General features: G+C 71.7%; 16 protein-coding genes and 1 tRNA gene. 11 read left to right on the top strand and 6 right to left on the bottom strand.

Translation table 11 applies throughout. The features are described 5' to 3' along the window. Positions 1-21: 21 nt before the first annotated feature. From ACIGW2_RS17420 to ACIGW2_RS17455, 8 genes are all read left to right on the top strand, one after another. A complete protein-coding gene (locus tag ACIGW2_RS17420) occupies positions 22-531 on the top strand; it encodes a PaaI family thioesterase (protein ID WP_391655210.1) in 510 nt (169 codons plus the stop codon). A 213-nt stretch (positions 532-744) separates the two neighbouring features. Continuing rightward, on the top strand, positions 745-1,629 hold the full coding sequence (locus tag ACIGW2_RS17425; RefSeq protein WP_399844324.1) for a trypsin-like serine protease: 885 nt from the start codon (positions 745-747) through the stop codon (positions 1,627-1,629). Beyond that, entirely contained in the window at positions 1,626-2,066 is a 441-nt protein-coding gene (locus ACIGW2_RS17430) for a hypothetical protein (RefSeq protein ID WP_391655208.1), read from the top strand. Before ACIGW2_RS17425 ends, ACIGW2_RS17430 begins: the two co-directional genes overlap by 4 nt. A gap of 464 nt (positions 2,067-2,530) precedes the next feature. Next, positions 2,531-3,766, top strand: coding sequence for a branched-chain amino acid ABC transporter substrate-binding protein (locus ACIGW2_RS17435; protein ID WP_391655207.1), 1,236 nt, complete (start codon positions 2,531-2,533; stop codon positions 3,764-3,766). Between the two features lie 114 nt (positions 3,767-3,880). Then, the gene (locus tag ACIGW2_RS17440) at positions 3,881-4,813 is read left to right on the top strand and encodes a branched-chain amino acid ABC transporter permease (RefSeq protein WP_361588169.1); all 933 of its coding nucleotides are present in this window, start codon (positions 3,881-3,883) and stop codon (positions 4,811-4,813) included. A gap of 5 nt (positions 4,814-4,818) precedes the next feature. Continuing rightward, positions 4,819-6,579, top strand: coding sequence for a branched-chain amino acid ABC transporter permease (locus ACIGW2_RS17445; RefSeq protein WP_391655206.1), 1,761 nt, complete (start codon positions 4,819-4,821; stop codon positions 6,577-6,579). A gap of 5 nt (positions 6,580-6,584) precedes the next feature. Further along, positions 6,585-7,631, top strand: coding sequence for an ABC transporter ATP-binding protein (locus ACIGW2_RS17450; protein ID WP_391655205.1), 1,047 nt, complete (start codon positions 6,585-6,587; stop codon positions 7,629-7,631). Continuing rightward, complete coding sequence (locus ACIGW2_RS17455; RefSeq protein ID WP_356067113.1) at positions 7,628-8,344, top strand: ABC transporter ATP-binding protein; 717 nt, start codon at positions 7,628-7,630, stop codon at positions 8,342-8,344. The genes ACIGW2_RS17450 and ACIGW2_RS17455 overlap by 4 nt, the downstream gene beginning before the upstream one ends. Positions 8,345-8,443: 99 nt before the next feature. On the opposite strand, the gene ACIGW2_RS17460 is transcribed toward ACIGW2_RS17455, so the two are convergent. Further along, positions 8,444-9,112, bottom strand: a complete 669-nt coding sequence (locus tag ACIGW2_RS17460) for a response regulator (RefSeq protein WP_356067111.1) — start codon at positions 9,110-9,112, stop codon at positions 8,444-8,446. 124 nt (positions 9,113-9,236) lie between these two features. On the opposite strand from ACIGW2_RS17460, the gene ACIGW2_RS17465 reads away from it, so the two are divergent. Then, positions 9,237-9,309: transfer RNA gene (locus tag ACIGW2_RS17465), tRNA-Leu, on the top strand. Between the two features lie 62 nt (positions 9,310-9,371). Here ACIGW2_RS17465 and pyk read toward each other — a convergent pair. Together pyk and ACIGW2_RS17475 are read right to left on the bottom strand one after the other, a co-directional pair. Beyond that, a complete protein-coding gene (gene pyk / locus ACIGW2_RS17470) occupies positions 9,372-10,802 on the bottom strand; it encodes a pyruvate kinase (RefSeq protein ID WP_399844328.1) in 1,431 nt (476 codons plus the stop codon). 160 nt (positions 10,803-10,962) lie between these two features. Then, on the bottom strand, positions 10,963-11,646 hold the full coding sequence (locus tag ACIGW2_RS17475) for an SIMPL domain-containing protein (RefSeq protein WP_399844330.1): 684 nt from the start codon (positions 11,644-11,646) through the stop codon (positions 10,963-10,965). Positions 11,647-11,761: 115 nt separating this feature from the next. Here ACIGW2_RS17475 and ACIGW2_RS17480 point away from each other — a divergent pair, with 115 nt between their 5' ends. Next, complete coding sequence (locus ACIGW2_RS17480; RefSeq protein WP_399844332.1) at positions 11,762-13,558, top strand: bifunctional metallophosphatase/5'-nucleotidase; 1,797 nt, start codon at positions 11,762-11,764, stop codon at positions 13,556-13,558. 29 nt (positions 13,559-13,587) lie between these two features. Here ACIGW2_RS17480 and ACIGW2_RS17485 read toward each other — a convergent pair whose 3' ends face one another. Continuing rightward, positions 13,588-15,000 (bottom strand): lysine N(6)-hydroxylase/L-ornithine N(5)-oxygenase family protein, encoded by a 1,413-nt coding sequence (locus ACIGW2_RS17485; protein ID WP_399844333.1) that lies wholly within the window; start codon positions 14,998-15,000, stop codon positions 13,588-13,590. Next, on the bottom strand, positions 14,997-16,376 hold the full coding sequence (locus ACIGW2_RS17490; protein WP_399844335.1) for a pyridoxal phosphate-dependent decarboxylase family protein: 1,380 nt from the start codon (positions 16,374-16,376) through the stop codon (positions 14,997-14,999). Before ACIGW2_RS17490 ends, ACIGW2_RS17485 begins: the two co-directional genes overlap by 4 nt. Positions 16,377-16,782: 406 nt before the next feature. Between ACIGW2_RS17490 and ACIGW2_RS17495 the strand changes: the two genes are divergently transcribed. Continuing rightward, positions 16,783-17,673 carry a LysR family transcriptional regulator gene (locus tag ACIGW2_RS17495; protein WP_399844337.1) on the top strand — a complete coding sequence of 297 codons (891 nt, stop codon included), beginning with the start codon at positions 16,783-16,785 and terminating at the stop codon, positions 17,671-17,673. Between the two features lie 19 nt (positions 17,674-17,692). Here ACIGW2_RS17495 and pepN read toward each other — a convergent pair whose 3' ends face one another. Then, positions 17,693-20,176 carry an aminopeptidase N gene (pepN, locus tag ACIGW2_RS17500; RefSeq protein ID WP_399844338.1) on the bottom strand — a complete coding sequence of 828 codons (2,484 nt, stop codon included), beginning with the start codon at positions 20,174-20,176 and terminating at the stop codon, positions 17,693-17,695. Positions 20,177-20,283 lie beyond the last annotated feature (107 nt).

Below are 20,283 nucleotides of genomic sequence, written 5' to 3' on the forward strand. Positions count from 1 at the left end.
GACGACGAACGGAGCCCGTCCATGGGTGAGCAGCAGCACGTGAAGTTCCCGCAGGAGGTCATCGACGAGTACGCCTCGCTGGGCGTGGACCTGCCGGCGCTGTTCTCCGCCGGACACCTGGGCAACCGGATGGGCGTGCAGATCCTGGAGGCCTCGGCGGACCGGGTCGTGGGCACGATGCCGGTGGAGGGCAACACCCAGCCGTACGGGCTGCTGCACGGCGGCGCCTCGGCGGTGCTCGCCGAGACCCTGGGCTCGGTCGGTTCGATGCTGCACGGCGGGGTGTCCCGGATCGCGGTGGGCGTGGACCTGAACTGCACGCACCACCGCGGGGTGCGCAGCGGTCTGGTGACCGGGGTGGCGACGCCGGTGCACCGGGGCCGCTCGACCGCCACGTACGAGATCGTCATCACCGACGAGCAGGACAAGCGGGTCTGCACGGCCCGGCTGACCTGCATGCTCAAGGAGGTCGGCGGCCAGGACGCGCAGCACCTCCCGGCGGCGGGCCGGGCGGCCACCGCCGGCGCCTGAGCCCCGCTCCCCCGCGGCCCGGTACGGATCTCCCGTACCGGGCCGCGGCGCGTTCCGGCCCGGACGAGCGCCCGCACCTTCCCGCCGGTATGCCAACTCCCTTACGGTCACGCCCCCTTGCCCTCGCGGGCGGCAGCCGCTTCACTGGCCAGCCTCCCCCACAGGAGAAGCCCGATCCGCTCGCACCCGAGTCCATCGACCAAGGGGTTCTTCTTGACCGCCGTACGCACCACGACCGTGGCGACCGCCGTGTCCGCCGCGGCCTGCGCTGCCGTTCTCGCCACCGCGATCCCGTCCGCAGCGATCAACTCGTACAACGCGACGCCCGCGCCCGAGCGCACCGAGGTCGGCGCCCTCGTCGCGACCTGGGACAACGACGACGACCCCGGCACGCCCGACCGGGTCGACTGGGTCTGTTCCGGGACCATGATCGACGCCGACACCTTCCTCACCGCGGCGCACTGCACCACCGACTGGCCGGCGAACGTGCGCTTCTACGTCTCGCTCGACCAGGACGTGCAGGCCGGCCTCGACAAGGCCGCCGCCGCGCACCCGGGCGACCCGGCGGCGGTGGCCCGCGCCGTGGCGGTCGAGGGCGTCGCGCACAGTCACCCGGCGTACCCCGGTCCGGCGGCCGACACCCATGACATCTCGGTGATCGAACTGCCCGCGGCCAAGATCGCGGAGCGCTGGAGCTTCAAGCCCGCGGCGCTGCCGAAGGCGGGCGCGCTGGGCGCGCTGGGGCCGCAGGGCCTGAACGACACCTCCTTCCTGGTGGCCGGCTACGGCACCCAGGAGGCCGAGCGCGGCCCCGGCGGCCAGACCCACCCGGGCGGCGGGGTGCGGATGAAGGCGCCGGTCACCTTCGACGCGCTGAACGACGCCTGGATCCGGCTCGGCATGACCGCGCCGCAGGGCAACGGCGGTGCCTGCTACGGGGATTCGGGCGGTCCGAACTTCGCCACGCTGGGCGGGCGGCTCACCCTGGTGGCGACCACGATCACCGGTGACACCCCCTGCTACGCCACGAACGTGGTGTACCGGCTCGACACCCCGGGCGCCCGCGACTTCCTGAAGCCGTACGTCCGACTGCCGTGATCCGTCAGGGTTTCCGCCCGGCCGGGGCCGCGCTCGCCGCGGCCCTGGCCGGCTGCGTTCTGGCCCTGTCGGCGGGCTGCGCGGGGACCCCGGAGCGGCCCCGCGATCCGGAGCCGACCGCGAGTTCACCCGCGGACGTGTGCACAAGTCTCGTGTCGTACTGGGTCAAAGAGGCTCTGAAGGGCAGCAAGTGGGCGGGGCTCGACTGGGAGCAGAAGGGGATGTCCAACGAGCAGTACGAGATCCACGACGAGGTCCTGGTCGCGGCGCGGGCGGAGGAGCGTCGGGCGGGTCGCCCGGCGGCCTTCGCGCTGACCGACCGCGAGACCCGGCGGAGGTGCGAGGCGGCGAAGGGCGCGACGGGCAGTTCGGAGAACTGGCGACCGCCCAGCGAACAGCGCGTACCCACCAGCGGTTCCCGGCCAAGCCCGTCGTGACTCTGCGTGACCTTCCCACGGGTTGGCATCCACGGCGGAGCGGAGCGTTCCGGTCAGCCGCTCCGTCCGCTGAGGTCAGGGCGGGTGTCCGATATCCGGAGACCCCCGCAATGATCTCGTCAGCACCATGAAGCGCTCAAGCCCCTTAGCCGAACTGGGCGTTCTCTGGGCGTTCTCAGCATGTGAACACCGCACTACGGACCGATGTGCCCGACTTTGCCCCCGGCCCGCACACCGGTTCCCCCTGTCGGCATAACAAGACAGTCACATCATCCCCTCGGCGCTCCCGGTCCTTCCCCGGCTGCGCTTAGAGTCACGGCCAGTCACCGCGCCGCCGGGCGCTTGCTCTGCACGGCCCGCTCCACCCCCGTACGGCCCGGCATCGAAAACGGCACCTCTCAGCTCCACAGCTTCACGGCACCGCCTCAGCTCGAGGGGGCCGCGCCAGGGAAAGGAAAACCTTCGTGCGACACCGTTCTTTGCTCATCCTGACCAGCGTCCTCACCACGGGTGCGCTCACCCTCACCGCCTGCGGTTCGCGCGACGAGGGCAAGGGCGGCGGCGACAGCGCCGGCGGCGGCACCACCGTGGTCATCGGCGTCGACGCGCCGCTCACCGGTTCGCTCTCCGCGCTGGGCCAGGGCATCAAGAACTCCGTGGACCTGGCGGTCCAGACCGCCAACAAGAACAAGGAAGTCCCGGGCGTCACCTTCAAGCTCGAGGCCCTCGACGACCAGGCGGTCCCGGCCTCCGGCCAGGCCAACGCCACCAAGCTGGTCGGCAACAAGGACGTCATCGGCGTCGTCGGCCCGCTGAACTCGGGCGTCTCCCAGCAGATGCAGGGCGTCTTCGCCGCCGCCAACCTGGCGCAGGTCTCCCCGGCCAACACCAACCCGTCCCTCTCCCAGGGCGACAACTGGGGCAAGGGCGAGTTCAAGCGCCCCTTCAAGACCTACTTCCGCACCGCCGCCACCGACGTGGTCCAGGGCAAGTTCGCCGCCCAGTACCTCTTCAAGGACGCGGGCAAGAAGAAGGTCTACGTCGTCGACGACAAGCAGACCTACGGCGCCGGCCTCGCGGCGATCTTCACCGACGAGTTCAAGCGCCTCGGCGGCCAGGTCGTCGGCACCGACCACGTCACCGTGAAGGAGACCGACTTCTCCTCCACCGCCGACAAGGTCAAGTCCTCCGGCGCCGACTCCGTCTACTTCGGCGGCCAGTACCCCGAGGGCGGCCTGCTCTCCGACCAGATCAAGAAGACCGGCGCCAAGATCCCCGTCATGGGCGGCGACGGCATCTACGACCCGGCCTTCATCAGCGCCTCCGGCGAGGCCAACGAGGGCGACCTGGCCACCTCCATCGGCTACCCGGTCGAGAAGCTCCCGACCGCCAAGAAGTTCATCGAGGACTACAAGGCGGCCGGCTACAAGGACCCGTACGCGGCCTACGGCGGCTACTCCTACGACGCCGGCTGGGCGATCATCCAGGCCGTCAAGGCCGTCGTCGCCGCCAACGGCGGCAAGGTCCCGACCGACGCCCGTGCCAAGGTCACCGAGGCCCTGGGCAAGGTGTCCTTCGACGGCGTGACCGGCAAGGTCTCCTTCGACGAGTACGGCGACACCACCAACAAGCAGCTCACGGTCTACAAGGTCGAGGGCGGCAAGTGGATCGACGTCAAGAGCGACACCTTCAACCAGTAAGCACCGTCCCGGCCCCGGGCCGGGAGCCCCGCACCAACTGAACCGAAGCCGCGCGAGGGCGCAAACAGCGCCCTCGCGCGGAGTCTTATCCGACAAGCTCATCGGAGGCCTGCGGTGAACGAACTGCCGCAACAGCTGGCCAACGGTCTGGCCCTCGGTGCCCTCTACGGCCTCATCGCCATCGGGTACACCATGGTCTACGGCATCGTCCAGCTCATCAACTTCGCCCACGGCGAGATCTTCATGATCGGGGGCTTCGGCGCCCTCACCACCTACACCGCTCTGCCGAGCGGAACGTCCCTGCTGGTGGCGATCCCGCTCATGATCGTCGGTGGTGCGATCGCCTCCGTGGCCGTCGCCACCGCCGCCGAGCGCTTCGCCTACCGCCCCCTGCGCAACGCACCCCGGCTGGCCCCGCTCATCACCGCGATCGGTCTGTCGATCGCGCTCCAGCAGCTGGTCTGGCAGTTCTACCCGGACGCCAAGAAGGCCGTCAGCTTCCCCGAGTTCAAGGGCGAGGCCTTCCAGCTGCTCGACAACCTCTCGATCCAGCGCGCCGACGCCTTCGTCCTCGTCCTCGCCCCGCTGTGCATGCTCGCCCTCGGCGTCTTCGTCTCGAAGAGCCGCAGCGGCCGCGCCATGCAGGCCACCGCGCAGGACCCGGACACCGCGAAGCTGATGGGCATCAACACCGACCGCATCATCGTCATGGCCTTCGCCATCGGTGCCGCGTTCGCCGCCGTCGCCGCGGTCGCCTACGGCCTCGACAAGGGCCAGATCAACTTCGAGATGGGCTTCATCCTCGGCCTCAAGGCCTTCACCGCGGCCGTCCTCGGCGGCATCGGCAACATCTACGGCGCCATGGTCGGCGGCGTGGTCCTCGGCATCGCCGAGTCCCTCTCGATCGCCTACATCCAGGACATCCCCGGCATGCAGCAGCTCGGCGGCGGTGCCTGGTCCAACGTGTGGGCCTTCGTCCTCCTCATCCTCGTGCTGCTCGTCAGGCCGCAGGGTCTGCTGGGCGAGCGCGTCGCGGACAGGGCGTGAGCGACATGACCGACACCACTCTCGACCAGACCGCCGCCAAGTCCCCGGCCACGCCCGCGGCCCTGCTCTGGACGGTCGTCGCCGGCTCCGTCGCGACCGCCGCCAGCACCTTCCTCGCCTGGACGTGGACCACCGCCTTCCCCGGCAACCTCACGATCTACGGCAACCCCGCCCCGCTCCAGCTCCTCACGCTGGTCGGCGCGGTCCTCACCGGCCTGTACGCGCTCTCCGCGCTGGGCATCAAGGGCCTCGGCTGGCTCGCTCCCACGGGCACCCGCAAGCCGCTGTGGCTGCTGGCCCTGGGCACCTTCGCCACCACCCTGTTCACCGCGATATCGATCATCGTGGAGCTGGGCGCCCTGGTGGACCTGGAGCCCGGTGCCGGTGTCGCCGTCATCGCCGCCGCCGTCCCGGCCGTCGCCGCGTACAAGCTGCCCGACGACAGCCACAAGGCCGCGCCCGCCAAGCGCCTGCCCTCCTGGGCCGAGGTGCTGATCATCGTCGGCGTGTTCGCCCTCGGGCTGTTCGTCGTGACCTTCGGGATCGACACCGACGACTCCGAGCCGCAGCTCTTCATCGCGTACCTGATCCTGGTCGGCTGCTCCGTCACCGCGCTGGTGAAGTCCGGCCTCACCGCCCGGCTCGCGCAGATCACCGCGCGGAACCGGCAGGTGACGATCACCGCCAGCCTGGTCATGGCGATCGCCTTCCCCTTCATCCAGCAGAGCGGCGACACGTACACGCTGATCGCGGTCAACATCCTGATCTTCGCGACCGTCGCCCTCGGCCTGAACATCGTGGTCGGCCTGGCCGGCCTGCTCGACCTCGGTTACGTCGCCTTCCTCGGCGTCGGCGCGTACACCGCGGCCCTCGTCTCCGGAGCCACCTCCTCCGCCTTCGGCGTCCAGTTCCCCTTCTGGGCCGCGGCCCTCACCGGCATGGCCGCCTCGCTCGTCTTCGGCGTCGTCATCGGCGCGCCGACCCTGCGACTGCGCGGCGACTACCTGGCCATCGTGACCCTCGGCTTCGGTGAGATCTTCCGCATCGCCATGGGCAACCTCGACGGCACCTCGGGCCCGCAGATCACCAACGGCCCGAACGGCATCCCGAACATCCCGCAGCTGGAGTTCTTCGGCTACAACTTCGGCGAGCCGCACACCGTCCTGGGCGTCGAGCTCGGCGCGTACGCCAACTACTACCTGCTCATGATCCTGATCATGGCGCTGGTCGTGGTGGTCTTCTCCCGCGCCGGCAACAGCCGGATCGGCCGCGCCTGGGTCGCCATCCGCGAGGACGAGACCGCCGCCACCGCGATGGGCATCAACGGCTTCCGCGTGAAGCTCGTCGCCTTCGCCCTCGGCGCGGCCCTCGCCGGCCTCGCGGGCACCGTTCAGGCGCACGTCAACACCACGGTGGTGCCGGAGAACTACGTCTTCGCCGGCCCCGTCCCGCCGAACTCCGCCTTCCTCCTGGCGGCGGTCATCCTCGGCGGCATGGGCACCATCTCCGGTCCCATCGTCGGCTCCGCGCTGCTCTTCCTGATCCCCGCGAAGCTGCAGTTCCTCCAGGACTACCAGCTGCTCGGCTTCGGCATCGCGCTCATCCTGCTGATGCGCTTCCGCCCCGAGGGCCTCATCGCCAACAAGCGGGCACAGCTGGAATTCCACGAGAACGACGACGAGGCCGGCGTACCGGAGCAGCGTCAGTCCGCGGAGGCGGACCCCGACGCGGAACCGGCCGCCGGTGCGGCGAAGGCAGGGGCGTGAACGCCATGACGACCACCACCGAGACCGGCACCCCGGCGACGGCCACCGGCGCCACCGTCCTCGACGCCAGCGGCGTGACCATGCGCTTCGGCGGTCTGACCGCCGTGCGCGGGGTCGACCTGACCGTCCGCGAGGGCGAGATCGTCGGCCTGATCGGCCCCAACGGCGCCGGCAAGACCACCTTCTTCAACTGCCTGACCGGTCTGTACGTGCCCACCGAGGGCCAGGTCAGCTACAAGGGGACGGTGCTCCCGCCGAAGCCGCACCTGGTCACCCAGGCCGGCATCGCCCGTACCTTCCAGAACATCCGTCTCTTCTCCAACATGACCGTCCTGGAGAACGTCCTCGTCGGACGCCACACCCGGACCAAGGAGGGCCTGTGGTCCGCGCTGCTGCGCGGCCCCGGCTTCAAGAAGGCGGAGGCCGCCTCCCGTGAACGGGCCATGGAACTCCTGGAGTTCGTGGGCCTGGCGAACAAGGCGGAGCACCTGGCGCGCAACCTGCCCTACGGCGAGCAGCGCAAGCTGGAGATCGCCCGCGCGCTCGCCAGCGACCCGGGCCTGCTGCTGCTCGACGAGCCGACGGCCGGCATGAACCAGGCCGAGACCCGCACCACCGAGGAGCTGGTCTTCGCCATCCGCGACCGCGGCATCGCCGTCCTGGTCATCGAGCACGACATGAAGTTCATCTTCAAGCTGTGCGACCGGGTGGCCGTCCTCGTCCAGGGCGAGAAGCTCGTCGAGGGCACGGCCGAGGTCGTCCAGGGCGACGAGCGGGTCGTGGCGGCGTACCTCGGTACGCCGTACGAGGACGCGCCCGGCGCGGCGGAGGTCGCCGAGGTCGAGGCGGCCGAGGCGCACGCCGCCGAGGAAGCGGCGGAGGAAGCCGCGGCCGAGGAGCCGGCGGAGCCGGCCTCCGAGGAAGGCGCGCCCGAGGAGCCGGAGTCCGAGGACCCCTCCGACGACGCCTCCGACGAGGACGCGGGCGAGGCCCCCGAGGAAGCGGCTCCGGCCGCCGACGCGGACAGCACCACCGAAGGAGACTCCAAGTGACCGCTCTGCTCGAGGTCGAGGACCTCAGGGTCGCCTACGGCAAGATCGAGGCCGTCAAGGGCATCTCCTTCTCCGTCGAGGCGGGCCAGGTCGTCGCCCTGATCGGCACCAACGGCGCCGGCAAGACCACGACCCTGCGCACCCTGTCGGGTCTGCTCAAGCCCACCGCGGGGAAGATCACCTTCGACGGGCAGCCGCTCAACGGCGTGCCGGCGCACAAGGTGGTCTCGCTGGGCCTGGCCCACTCCCCCGAGGGCCGGCACATCTTCCCCCGGCTCACCATCGCCGAGAACCTCCAGCTCGGTGCCTTCCTCCGCAAGGACAAGGACGGCATCGAGAAGGACATCCAGAAGGCCTACGACCTCTTCCCGATCCTGGGCGAGCGCCGCAAGCAGGCCGCGGGCACCCTCTCCGGCGGTGAGCAGCAGATGCTGGCGATGGGCAGGGCGCTGATGTCCCAGCCCAAGCTGCTGATGCTGGACGAGCCCTCGATGGGTCTCTCCCCGATCATGATGCAGAAGATCATGGAGACCATCGCGACGCTGAAGTCCGAGGGCATGACGATCCTGCTCATCGAGCAGAACGCGCAGGCCGCGCTCTCGCTCGCGGACCAGGCGTACGTGCTGGAGGTCGGCACGATCAAGCTGTCCGGCACCGGCCAGGAGCTGCTCGTGAACGACGACGTGCGCAAGACGTACCTCGGCGAGGAGTAGCACCACCCGCCCCTGGCAGAAGGCCCGCCCCACGACGACGTGGGGCGGGCCTTCTTCCGTACTGCTCGCGGGCGGGCCGACGGCCCTACGCGCGGGAGGTCACTGCTCCTTGGCCTTCGCGGCCTTCTTCTCCTCGGCGTCCTCGATGACCGCCTCGGCGACCTGCTGCATCGACATGCGGCGGTCCATGGAGGTCTTCTGGATCCAGCGGAAGGCGGCGGGCTCGGTCAGCCCGTACTGGGTCTGCAGGATCGACTTGGCGCGGTCGACGAGCTTGCGGGTCTCCAGGCGCTGGGAGAGGTCGGCGACCTCCTTCTCCAGGGCGCGCAGCTCGGCGAAGCGGGAGACGGCCATCTCGATGGCCGGGACCACGTCGCTCTTGCTGAACGGCTTCACCAGATACGCCATGGCGCCGGCGTCCCGGGCCCGCTCGACGAGCTCGCGCTGCGAGAAGGCGGTGAGCATGAGGACCGGGGCGATGGACTCGCCGGCGATCTTCTCGGCGGCCGAGATGCCGTCGAGGACGGGCATCTTCACATCGAGGATGACCAGGTCGGGGCGGTGCTCGCGGGCCAGCTCGACGGCCCGCTGCCCGTCGCCGGCCTCGCCGACGACGGTGTAGCCCTCCTCCTCCAGCATCTCTTTCAGGTCGAGACGGATGAGGGCCTCGTCCTCGGCGATGACGACACGGGTCGTCAGCGGCGGGACGTGCGACGCGGGCGCGGCGTCGTCGTCGGCGGCGGGCTGGGGCGACTCGGGGGCGGTCACGCGGGCTCCTCGTTCAAGGCCTCGTTCCCTCTGGAAGCGAGGCGGATACAGCTCCCCATGAGCCTACCCACCTCCTGTAAGGTAGGGGCACGGCGGGTGACCGCCCCCCTTCGTTTCGAAGGACGCCCCGGTAGCCCAGCGGTAGAGGCAATGGTCTCAAACACCATCCAGCGTGGGTTCGAATCCCACCCGGGGTACATTAACGAGATTTCCAAGGTCACGTCCGGGCTGCGGCTTCCGGGGGACGGTCCCGTGGCGGTCAGGTGCCGACCGGATCCCCGATGTGGTGCACCCGGACCAGGTTGGTCGAGCCCGTGACGCCGGGCGGGGAGCCGGCCGTGATGACGACGATGTCGCCCTTCTGGCAGCGGCCGATCCGCAGCAGTTCCTCGTCCACCTGGGCCACCATGGCGTCGGTCGAGTCGACGTGCGGGCCGAGGAAGGTCTCCACGCCCCAGGTGAGGTTGAGCTGGGCGCGGGTCGCCGGGTCCGGGGTGAAGGCGAGCAGGGGGATCGGGGAACGGTAGCGGGAGAGGCGCTTGACCGTGTCGCCGGACTGGGTGAAGGCGACGAGGAACCGGGCGCCGAGGAAGTCGCCGATCTCGGCGGCGGCCCGGGCCACCGCGCCGCCCTGGGTGCGGGGCTTGTTGCGTTCGGTCAGCGGGGGCAGGCCCTTGGCGAGGACGTCCTCCTCGGCGGCCGCGACGATCCGGCTCATGGTGCGCACCGTCTCGATCGGGTACTTGCCGACGCTGGTCTCGCCGGACAGCATCACGGCGTCGGTGCCGTCGATGACGGCGTTGGCGACGTCGGAGGCCTCGGCGCGGGTGGGGCGGGAGTTCTCGATCATCGAGTCGAGCATCTGGGTGGCGACGATGACCGGCTTGGCGTTGCGCTTGGCGAGCTTGATCGCCCGCTTCTGCACGATCGGCACCTGTTCCAGGGGCATTTCGACGCCCAGGTCGCCGCGGGCGACCATGATGCCGTCGAAGGCGGCGACGATCTCGTCGATGTTCTCGACGGCCTGGGGCTTCTCGATCTTGGCGATGACGGGGACCCGGCGGCCCTCCTCGGCCATGATCCGGTGCACGTCCTCGGTGTCCCGGCCGCTGCGGACGAAGGAGAGGGCGATGACGTCCACCCCGGTGCGCAGGGCCCAGCGCAGGTCCTCGACGTCCTTCTCGGACAGGGCGGGGACGGAGACGGCGACCCCGGGCAGGTTGAGGCCCTTGTTGTCGGAGACCATGCCGCCCTCGATGACCAGGGTGTGGACCCGGGGTCCGTCGACGGAGACGACCTCCAGGGTGACCCGGCCGTCGTCGACGAGGATGCGCTCGCCGGTGGTGACGTCGGCGGCGAGTCCGGAGTAGGTGGTGCCGCAGCCGTCCTTGTCGCCCTCCATGGGCTCGACGGTGATGGTGAACTCGTCGCCGCGTTCAAGGAGTACGGGTCCCTCGCGGAACCGGCCGAGGCGGATCTTCGGGCCTTGAAGGTCGGCCAGGACTCCGACGCTGCGGCCGGTCTCTTCGGCGGCCTTGCGGACGTGCCGGTAGCGCTCCTCGTGCTCCGCGTGGCCGCCGTGGCTGAGATTGAGCCGGGCCACATCCATTCCGGCCTCGATCAACGCCTTGATCTGGTCGTATGTTTCGGTGGCGGGCCCAAGGGTACAAACGATTTTTGCTCGGCGCATAAGGCGAGGGTATGCCTTACCGGCGGGTAGCGAGGCGGGTCCGCATGACGACCCAACAACCTTTCCGTGAAAGCTTGTTGACAACTCTTGAATATGTGCACGAGCCTGCTCCGATGAGCGGAATTCGGGGCCCGAAAGGAGTTGTCTCGAATTCCGGGCGTCACAGTTCCGGTGGGCTCATCACAAAACGTGCGACCACCTCCGCGACCACCGTCTGCCGCTGCGGTTCCACGTCCAGCGGCGCCGGCTCGTCCACCGACTCCGCCGCGAAGGCCGTCCGCGCCGCGCCGAGCGGGCGCCCCGGCGGGACCGCTCCCGCGAGGGCGGTGTCGGAGAGCTCCAGCAGCGCCATCAGCGAGGCGCCGAGCGCGTCGGCGTACTCCCGGCCCCGGCGCACCGCCTCCGCCACGGCCGCGCGGCGTGCCCGCGCGTACGCCGGGGAGTCCGGGCGCAGCGCCCACCACGGGCCGTCGACCCGGGTCCACTCCAGGTCGGCGAGACGGGTGGTCAGCTCGCCGAGCGCGGTGAAGTCGGCGAGCTCGACGGAGAGGCGGACCCAGCCGCGGTAGCCGCGCACCCGTTCGCCGCGCCCGTGCCGGGCCGGTTCGGGGGTGACGGAGAGCGCGCCGGTCTCCAGCGCGGTGACGGCCTCGCCGTACGAGCGGACCAGGGCGAGCGCCTCGGCGTTGCGGTCCGTCAGGGCGGCCAGCACCGCGGCCCGGTCGGTGCCGCCGGACCGTACGGAGACGTCGATCCGGGCGAGTTCGGGCTCCACCTCCAGGCGGCCCTCGCCGCGGACGGTCAGCTGGGGTGCCCCGGGGCTCGGGTGGTGCTGCGGTGTCATGCCGAACACTTTCCCACTCCGTAACCCGAAAGGTCTGTTGCGACGGTGCCGTCTGGGCCAGAATCTACGCGCGTTGTGCGCCCTGCGGGGCGCTTGATCATTGGGGAGAACACACATGCCGCTGAACCGCCGGGCCTTCTTGGAGAGCTCCGCCGCCGTCGGAGCCGGAATAGCCCTCACCGCCGGGGCCGCCGCCCCGGCCGAGGCCCACGGGGACCGTCCCCGGCCGGCCAAGCGGTACTCCTTCACCGTGATGGGCACCACCGACCTGCACGGAAACGTCTTCAACTGGGACTACTTCACCGACAGGGAATTCGACGACAAGGCCCACAACGACGTCGGCCTCGCCAAGATCTCCACCCTGGTGAACCAGGTGCGCGAGGCCAAGGGCCGCGGCAACACCCTGCTCATCGACGCCGGTGACACCATCCAGGGCACCCAGCTGTCCTACTACTACGCCAAGATCGACCCGATCACGAAGGCCGGCGGCCCGGTCCACCCGATGGCGCAGGCCATGAACGCCATCGGCTACGACGCCGCCGCGCTCGGCAACCACGAGTTCAACTACGGCATCCCGGTGCTGCGCAGGTTCCAGGAGCAGTGCGACTTCCCGCTGCTCGGCGCCAACGCGCTGGACGCGAAGACGCTGCGCCCGGCCTTCCCGCCGTACAGCATGCACCGGCTGCGCACCCCGCACGGCCGGGACGTGCGGGTCGCCGTGCTGGGCCTCACCAACCCCGGCATCGCCATCTGGGACAAGGCCAACGTCAACGGGCAGATGGTGTTCCCGGGCCTGGAGGAGCAGGCCGCGGTGTGGGTGCCCAAGCTGCGCTCCATGGGCGCCGACGTGGTGATCGTCTCGGCCCACTCCGGCTCCAGCGGCACCTCCTCGTACGGCGACCAGCTCCCGTACATCGAGAACGCGGCCGGTCTGGTCGCCGAGCAGGTGCCCGGCATCGACGCGATCCTGGTCGGCCACGCGCACACCGAGATCCCGGAGTACAAGGTCACCAACAAGGAGACCGGCAAGGACGTCGTCCTGTCGGAGCCGCTCAAGTGGGGCCAGCGGCTCACCCTCTTCGACTTCGACCTGGTGTGGGAGAAGGGCCGCTGGACCGTCGAGAAGGTCGGCGCCCAGGTCCTCAACTCCAACACCGTGGCGGAGGACCCGGAGATCACCGGGCTGCTCACCGACGAGCACAAGAAGGTCGTCGCGTACGTCAACCAGGTCATCGGCACCTCCACCACCGCCATGACCACGGCCGACGCGCCGTGGAAGGACGAGCCGATCATCGACCTGATCAACGTCGTCCAGGCCGAGACGGTGAAGGCCGCCCTGGCCGGCGGCGCGCACGCCGGGCTGCCGGTGCTCTCGCAGGCCTCCTGCTTCTCCCGCACCGCCCGCATCCCCGCCGGGCAGATCACCATCAAGGACGCCGCCGGGCTCTACCCCTTCGAGAACACCCTGGAGGCCCGTCTGATGACGGGCGCCCAGCTGAAGGACTACCTGGAGTACTCGGCGAAGTACTACGTCCAGACCCCGGCGGGCGCGCCGGTCGACACCGCGAAGCTCACCAACGCGGACAACACCCCGGACTACAACTACGACGCCGTGTACGGCCTGAGCTACGAGATCGACATCGCCAAGCCGGCCGGGCAGCGGATCGCGAACCTCTCCTTCGAGGGCAAGCCGCTCGACCCGGCGGCGAAGTTCGTCCTCGCGGTCAACAACTACCGCGCCAGCGGCGGCGGCGCCTTCCCGCACGTCGCCAAGGCCGAGCAGCTGTGGGCCAACTCGGACGAGATCCGCAACACGATCATCCAGTGGGTGCGGGCGAAGGGCACGGTCGACGCGGCGCGGTTCGCGGGCGTGGACTGGAAGCTGACCCGGGACGGCGTCCCGGTCTTCTAGTCACCCCTTCCGTCCCGCCGTCGGGGCGTTCACTGCTGTACGAGAGGCGTCAGCTTCCGGTCCTGGGCCGGAATGCCCGGCGCCTCTCGCGCGTCCAGGCCGAACCGGGTGAACGCGGTGCGGGCCGGCAGCGGGTACGGCTCCTTGCCGGTCACCGCGTTGAGGATGACCGCGCTGCGCCAGGCCGCGAGGCCCAGGTCGGGGGCGCCGACGCCGTGGGTGTGGCGCTCCGCGTTCTGCACGTAGACCGAGCCGGTGACGGACTCGTCGAGGACCATCCGGTACGCGGCGTCGATCCGGGGCCGGCCGGCGGCGTCGTGCCGCAGGTACGGGTCGAGGCCGGCCAGCATCCGGTCCACCGGGCGCTCCCGGTAGCCGGTGGCGAGCACCACGGCGTCGGTGACCAGCCGGGAGCGGCTGCCCTGCTGCACGTGCTCCAGGTGCAGCTCCACCTTGGTGGTGGCGACCCGGCCGGCGGTGCGGACCCGGACGCCGGGGGTGAGCACGGCGTCCGGCCAGCCGCCGTGCAGGGTGCGGCGGTAGAGCTCCTGGTGGATCGCGGCGATCGTCTCGGCGTCGATGCCCTTGTGCAGCTGCCACTGGCGGGGCATCAGCTCGCCCCTGACCTGCTCGGGCAGCGCGTGGAAGTAGCGGGTGTAGTCGGGCGTGAAGTGCTCCAGGCCCAGCTTGGAGTACTCCATGGGCGCGAAGGCCTCGGTGCGGGCCATCCAGTGCAGCCGCTCCGCCCCGGCGGGCCGGGCCCGCAGCAGATCGAGGAAGATCTCCGCGCCCGACTGGCCGGAGCCGATGACGGTGACGTGTCCGGCGGCGAGCAGCGCCTCGCGGTGGGCGAGGTAGTCGGCGGAGTGGATCACCGGCACGCCGGGGGCGTCGGCGAGCGGCCGCAGCGGCTCGGGGACGTAGGGCTCGGTGCCGACGCCGAGGACGACGTTGCGGGTGTACGAGCGCCCGAGCGCAGCGGCCTGCCCGTCGGCGTCGAGCTGGGTGAAGTCGACCTCGAACAGGCGCCGTTCGGGGTTCCAGCGGACCGAGTCGACCTGGTGGCCGAAGTGCAGTCCGGGCACCAGGCCGGCGGCCCAGCGGCAGTAGGCGTCGTACTCGGCGCGCTGGATGTGGAAGGTCTCGGCGAAGTAGAAGGGGAAGAGCCGGTCGCGGCTCTTCAGGTAGTTGAGGAAGGTCCAGGGGCTCGCCGGGTCGGCGAGGGTGACCAGGTCGGCGAGGAAGGGCACCTGGAGGGTGGCGCCCTCGATGAGCAGGCCGGGGTGCCAGCGGAAGTCGGGGCGCTGCTCGTAGAAGGCGGTGGCGAGGCCGCCGGGCACGCCGTCGGCGAGGGCGGCCAGGGAGAGGTTGAACGGACCGATGCCGACGCCGACCAGGTCGTACGGGCGGTCGGGGGCGGGCTGGGGGGTGCTGCCGGTCATCGGGGGGTGCTGCCTTCCACGAGGGTGAGGATGTCTGCCAGGTCGCCGGGGGCGGCGTGCGGGTTGAGCAGGGTGGCCTTGAGCCAGAGCCGGCCGTCGGCGGCGGCACGCCCGAGGACGGCGCGGCCGGTGGTGAGGAGGCGGCGGCGGATCGCGGCGACGTCCTCGTCCGGGGCGCCGTGCGGCCGGAAGAGCACGGTGGTGAGGGTGGGCCGGGCGTAGAGCTCCAGGCCCGGGGCCTTCTCCACCAGGTCGGCGAGGTGTCCGGCCAGCTCCATGCAGGTGTCGACGAGGGCGCCGAGGCCGTCCCGGCCGAGGGCGCGCAGGGTGACGGCGGTCTTGAGGACGTCGGGGCGTCGGGTGGTGCGCAGCGAGCGTCCGAGGAGGTCGGGCAGGCCGGCGTCGGTGTCGTCGTCGGCGTTCAGGTAGTCGGCGGTGTGGCCGAGGGCGGCGAGGTCGGCGGCGTCGCGGACGGCGAGCAGTCCGGCGGCGGCGGGCTGCCAGCCCAGCTTGTGCAGGTCGAGGGTGACCGTGCGGGCCCGGTCGAGGCCGGCGAGCAGTGGGCGGTGGGCGGCGCTGAGGAGGACGGGGCCGCCGTAGGCGGCGTCGACGTGGAGCTCGGCGCGGCCGTGGGCGGCGCACAGGGCGGCGATCTCGGGGAGCGGGTCGATCAGTCCGGCGTCGGTGGTGCCGGCGGTGGCGGCGACGAGGAGCGGGCCGCCGAGGTCGGTGAGGGCCTCGTCGAGGGCGACGGGGTCCATCGTGCCGCTGGGCGCGGGGACGACGACCGGCTCGGGCAGTCCGAGCAGCCAGGCGGCGCGGTGGAAGGAGTGGTGGGCGTGGGCGCCGACGACGGCGCGGACGGCGGGGCCGTGGCGTTCGCGGGCGAGGAGGAGGGCGAGCTGGTTGGACTCGGTGCCTCCGGTGGTGACGAGCGCGTCGGGCCGGGGGGCGCCGGGGAAGACCTCGGCGGCGAGGGCGGCCGTGACCAGCGTTTCGAGGGCGGAGGCGGCCGGCGCCTGGTCCCAGGAGTCCAGGGAGGGGTTGAGCGCGGAGGCGGCGAGGTCGGCGGCCGCGGCGAGGGCGAGCGGCGGGGTGTGCAGGTGGGCCGCGCACAGCGGTTCGGCGGGGTCGGCGGCGCCGGCGGCGACCGCCCGCACCACCGTCCGCAGCGCCTCCTCGGGCCCGGAGCCCCGCTCGGGGAGCACGTCCCCGAGCGCCTCCCGCACCCGCCGGTCGACCGCCTGGGGCCCGCCGGCGGGCAGCGGCCCGCCGCGCTCGGCGGCGCCGTCGTCGAGCGCGCCGAGGACGATGTCGAGCAGGGGACGCAGGGCGGTGGCCCCCTGGGGGCCACCGGCGAGGGGTGCGGCACGCATGGACGACAGGGTGCCGGGGCCGGCCGGGGGTTGTCCGGCGAGTGGGGCGCCGTGACCCGAACGAGGGACGGCGGGTTGCGGGCGGGAGGGGGGGTGAGGCGGGCTCACCCGCACCACCAGTGGCGTCCAGATGGTCCGGATGCCGGTCCCGATGGCCTTCACGCCGATGGTCGCGGCGCCGATCGTGTGCGTCGGCGGCCGGTCGTGGTCCGGGGCGGTTCCGGTCGTGTGCGTCGGCGGCCGGTCGAGGTCCGGTCGGTTCCGGTCGTGTTCCGGGGGTGGCCCTCTGCTCCCCTCCCCCGCGCGGGAGTTGGCGTGCGGTGACGGACGCACGCGGCGGCCGTGCGCGGGCCGGTTAGGGTGGCCGGGATCGGTACCGCTCTGGCCTCATGTCCCGGGAGTCACGATGGATCTGCACGCGCTCCGGCAGTTCCGGGTGGTGGCCCGGCTGGAGCACCTCAGCCGGGCGGCCGAGGAACTCCACGTGGCCCAGCCCTCGTTGAGCCGGACCATCGCCCGGCTGGAGGGCGAGCTCGGTGCCCCCTTGTTCGACCGGGCCGGGCGGCTGCGGCTCAACGACGCGGGGCGGGCGTTCCTGCGACACGTCGAGCGGGCGCTGGGCGAGCTGGAGGCCGGGCGCCGGGCCGTCGCCGACGTCGCGGAGCACGGCCCCGGCACCGTACGGCTCGCGTCGGAGACCTTCCTGACGCTCACCGCCCCGCTCGCCGCCTTCAAGGAGGCCCACCCGGCCGTCGAGGTCACCCTGCACCAGATGCCGGCCGAGCGGATGGCCCGGGCGCTGCGGGCCCGGGAGGTCGACCTGTGCGTGGCCTCGCAGCCGGTGCCGGCCGAGGGCCTGGAGGCGGTACGGCTGCTCGACGAGCCGGTGTGGGTGGTGACCCCGCTCGGGCATCCGCTCGCCGACCGCGCGTCGGTGAGCGTCCCCGAACTCGCCGGGGAGCCCTTCGTCAGCACCCGCACCGGGCACTGGCAGCGGCGCCTCCTCGACCGCCTGTTCGCGGCGGAGGGGCTGAACGCGCCGCGGATCGTGTGCGAGGGCGACGAGCCGAGCGCCACCGCGATCCTGATCGCGGCGGGGCTCGGCATCGGCCTGATCCCGGACATGGCCCGGCGCAGCGCGGCCCGCGCCCCGGTCGCCTGGATCGCGGTCGAGGCCCCGGCCTGCCGCCGGGTCCTCACCCTGCTGCACCGGGCCGACGACCGCCCCGGCGGCGCCGCGCGCCTGATGCGCGCGACGCTCACCGGCTGGGACTGGTCCTCCGGTCCCGTCGTCTAGCGAAGGACCGTCGGGCGGGTCAGCCGCGGGCGCGCAGGGCGCGACGGAGGTCGTCGAGCTGGTCGGCGACCTGGCGGCGGAGGGCCGGGATCATCGTGTCCTCGGCCAGGTGCCGCTCGCCGAGGGCGAGGGACTCCGCGTCGATCGCGTAGGCCGGGAAGGCGCGGCGGCCGGCGGCCTCCGCGAGGGCCGGGCCGCGGCGGGCGGCCATGGCGATCGCGGCCGGGTAGAAGCGGGCCACGTAGTCCCGGGTCAGCTCGGCCTGCTCGGGCTTCCAGAAGCCCTCGGCGGTGGCGGTGAACAGGTAGTTGGACAGCTCGTCGGTGTCGAACATGGCCGACCAAGCCGCCGCCTTGGCCTCCGCCGTGGGCAGCGCGGCCCGGCAGCGGGCCGCGCCCTCCTGGCCGGTGGCGCTGGGGTCGCGCTCCAGCTCGGCGGCGATCGCGGCCTCGTCGGTGGCGCCGAGGACGGCGAGCCGGGCGAGGATCCGCCAGCGCAGCTCCGGGTCGAGCTCGGGGCCGCCGTGGACGGTGCCCTCGTCCAGCCAGGAGGCGATCTTGTCGGGGGTGGTGGCGCTGTCGATGCAGGCGCGGACGGCGGTGAGGCGCAGCCCGGGCGCCTCGCCGTCCTCGGTGCGGCGCAGCAGCGCGCGGGTGATCTCGGTGAGCTTGGCGAGGGCGGCCGGGCGGTCGGCCTCGGAGACGTAACGGTCGGCGATCTGGGTGCGGGCGAAGCCGAGCACGCCCTGGACGACGGCGAGTTCGGTCTCCTCGGGGAGGTGGGCGAGGGCCGTCTCCAGGTAGGTGGCGGGCTCGAGTTCGCCGTCGCGGACCATGTCGCGCAGGGCGTTCCAGACGACGGCCCGGGTGAGGGCGTCGGGGATGCGGGAGAGCGCCCACAGGACGGTGTGCTGCGACGTGTCGTCGAAGCGCATCTTCGCGTAGGTGAGGTCCTCTTCGTTGAGGACGACGAGCGCGGGGCGCGGGCCGCTCAGCTCCAGCGGCGCCTGCTGCGGCACGTCGATCTCGTGCCGCTCGCGCAGCACGGGGGCGTCGACCGCGTCGCGGTCGTAGATCCCGACGGACAGGCGGTGCGGGCGGCTGCCGGCGCGGTCGACGGTGAGCCGCCACGTGCTGCCCTCGCCCTCCAGGCGCGGGGTGAGGGTGTCGACGCCGGTGGTGCGCAGCCACTGCTCGGCCCAGGCGTGCACGTCGCGGTCGGTGGCGGCGGCGAGGTTGTCGACGAAGTCGGCGAGGGTGGCGTTGCCGAACTTGTGCCGCTTGAAGTGGATGTTGATGCCGGCGAGGAAGTCCTTCTCCCCCATCCAGGCGACGAGCTGGCGCAGCGCGGAGGCGCCCTTGGCGTAGGAGATGCCGTCGAAGTTGAGCAGCGCGGAGGCGGTGTCGGGGACGGCGTCCGGGTCGGGGGCGACGGGGTGGGTGGAGGGCCGCTGGTCGGCCTCGTAACCCCAGGCCTTGCGGGTGACGCCGAAGTCGATCCAGGTGTCGGCGAAGAGCTCGGAGCAGGCCTCGTTGATGGTCTGGAAGCCCATGTACTCGGCGAAGGACTCGTTCAGCCAGATGTCGTCCCACCAGCGCAGGGTGACGAGGTCGCCGAACCACATGTGGGCCATCTCGTGGGCGATGACCATGGCGCGGGTCATGCGCTCGGTGGCGGTGACGGCGGAGCGGAAGACGAACTCGTCGCGGAAGGTGACGAGTCCGGGGTTCTCCATGGCGCCCGCGTTGAACTCGGGCACGAAGGCCTGGTCGTACGAGTCGAAGGGGTAGGGCTCGTCGAACTTCTCGTGGTAGCGGTCGTAGCAGGCCTTGGTGACGTCGAGGATCTCGTCGGCGTCGGCGTCCAGGTGCGGGGCGAGGGAGCGGCGGCAGTGGATGCCGAAGGGCAGGCCCGCGTGCTCGGTGCGCACCGAGTGCCAGGGGCCGGCGGCGACGCAGACGAGGTAGGTGGAGATGGGCGGGGTGGCGGCGGCGGTCCAGCGGCCGTCGGGCTGCTGCTCGGTGATGCCGTTGGACAGCACGGTCCAGCCCTCGGGGGCGGTGACCGAGACCTCGAAGACGGACTTGAGGTCGGGCTGGTCGAAGGCGGCGAAGACGCGCTGGACGTCCTCCATGAACAGCTGGGTGTAGACGTACGCCTCGCCGTCGGTGGGGTCGGTGAAGCGGTGCATGCCCTCGCCGGTGTGCGAGTAGCGCATGGTGGCGGTGATGCTCAGGGTGTGCTCGCCCTCGGTGAGGGTGAGCGGGAGCCGGTTGCCGTCGAGGTCCGCGGGGTCGAGCGGGGTGCCGTCGAGGGCGGCGGAGTGCAGGGCGTCCGGCTTGAGCTCGACGAAGGTGTTCCCGGCGGCGCGGGCGGTGAACCTGATGCGGGTGGTGGAGCCGAAGGTCTCGTCGCCGGTGGTGAGGTCGAGGTCCACGGCGTAGTGGTGGACGTCGAGGAGCTGGGCACGGGTCTGCGCTTCGTCGCGCGTCAGTACGGACATGGGGGCCATGCTGCCCGATGGGCTCCCGCCCTGGGGAGGGGCGTTCACCGAGAGCTCAGGAGTCGGTGCGGGGTGCACGGGGACGCACGGCGTTACGGGGGCGCGCG

Origin of the sequence: Streptomyces sp. NPDC053541 (assembly GCF_044544705.1) — a bacterium.
GTDB lineage: Bacteria > Actinomycetota > Actinomycetes > Streptomycetales > Streptomycetaceae > Streptomyces.

Bases quoted from the DNA above. Each gene is read 5' to 3' on its own strand.
- ACIGW2_RS17445 (WP_391655206.1), top strand. From the start codon at position 4,819: ATGACCGACACCACTCTCGACCAGACCGCCGCCAAGTCCCCGGCCACG.
- ACIGW2_RS17490 (WP_399844335.1), bottom strand. From the start codon at position 16,376: ATGCGTGCCGCACCCCTCGCCGGTGGCCCCCAGGGGGCCACCGCCCTG.
- ACIGW2_RS17450 (WP_391655205.1), top strand. From the start codon at position 6,585: ATGACGACCACCACCGAGACCGGCACCCCGGCGACGGCCACCGGCGCC.
- ACIGW2_RS17475 (WP_399844330.1), bottom strand. From the start codon at position 11,646: ATGACACCGCAGCACCACCCGAGCCCCGGGGCACCCCAGCTGACCGTC.
- ACIGW2_RS17480 (WP_399844332.1), top strand. From the start codon at position 11,762: ATGCCGCTGAACCGCCGGGCCTTCTTGGAGAGCTCCGCCGCCGTCGGA.
- pepN (WP_399844338.1), bottom strand. From the start codon at position 20,176: ATGTCCGTACTGACGCGCGACGAAGCGCAGACCCGTGCCCAGCTCCTC.
- pyk (WP_399844328.1), bottom strand. From the start codon at position 10,802: ATGCGCCGAGCAAAAATCGTTTGTACCCTTGGGCCCGCCACCGAAACA.
- ACIGW2_RS17485 (WP_399844333.1), bottom strand. From the start codon at position 15,000: ATGACCGGCAGCACCCCCCAGCCCGCCCCCGACCGCCCGTACGACCTG.
- ACIGW2_RS17495 (WP_399844337.1), top strand. From the start codon at position 16,783: ATGGATCTGCACGCGCTCCGGCAGTTCCGGGTGGTGGCCCGGCTGGAG.
- ACIGW2_RS17420 (WP_391655210.1), top strand. From the start codon at position 22: ATGGGTGAGCAGCAGCACGTGAAGTTCCCGCAGGAGGTCATCGACGAG.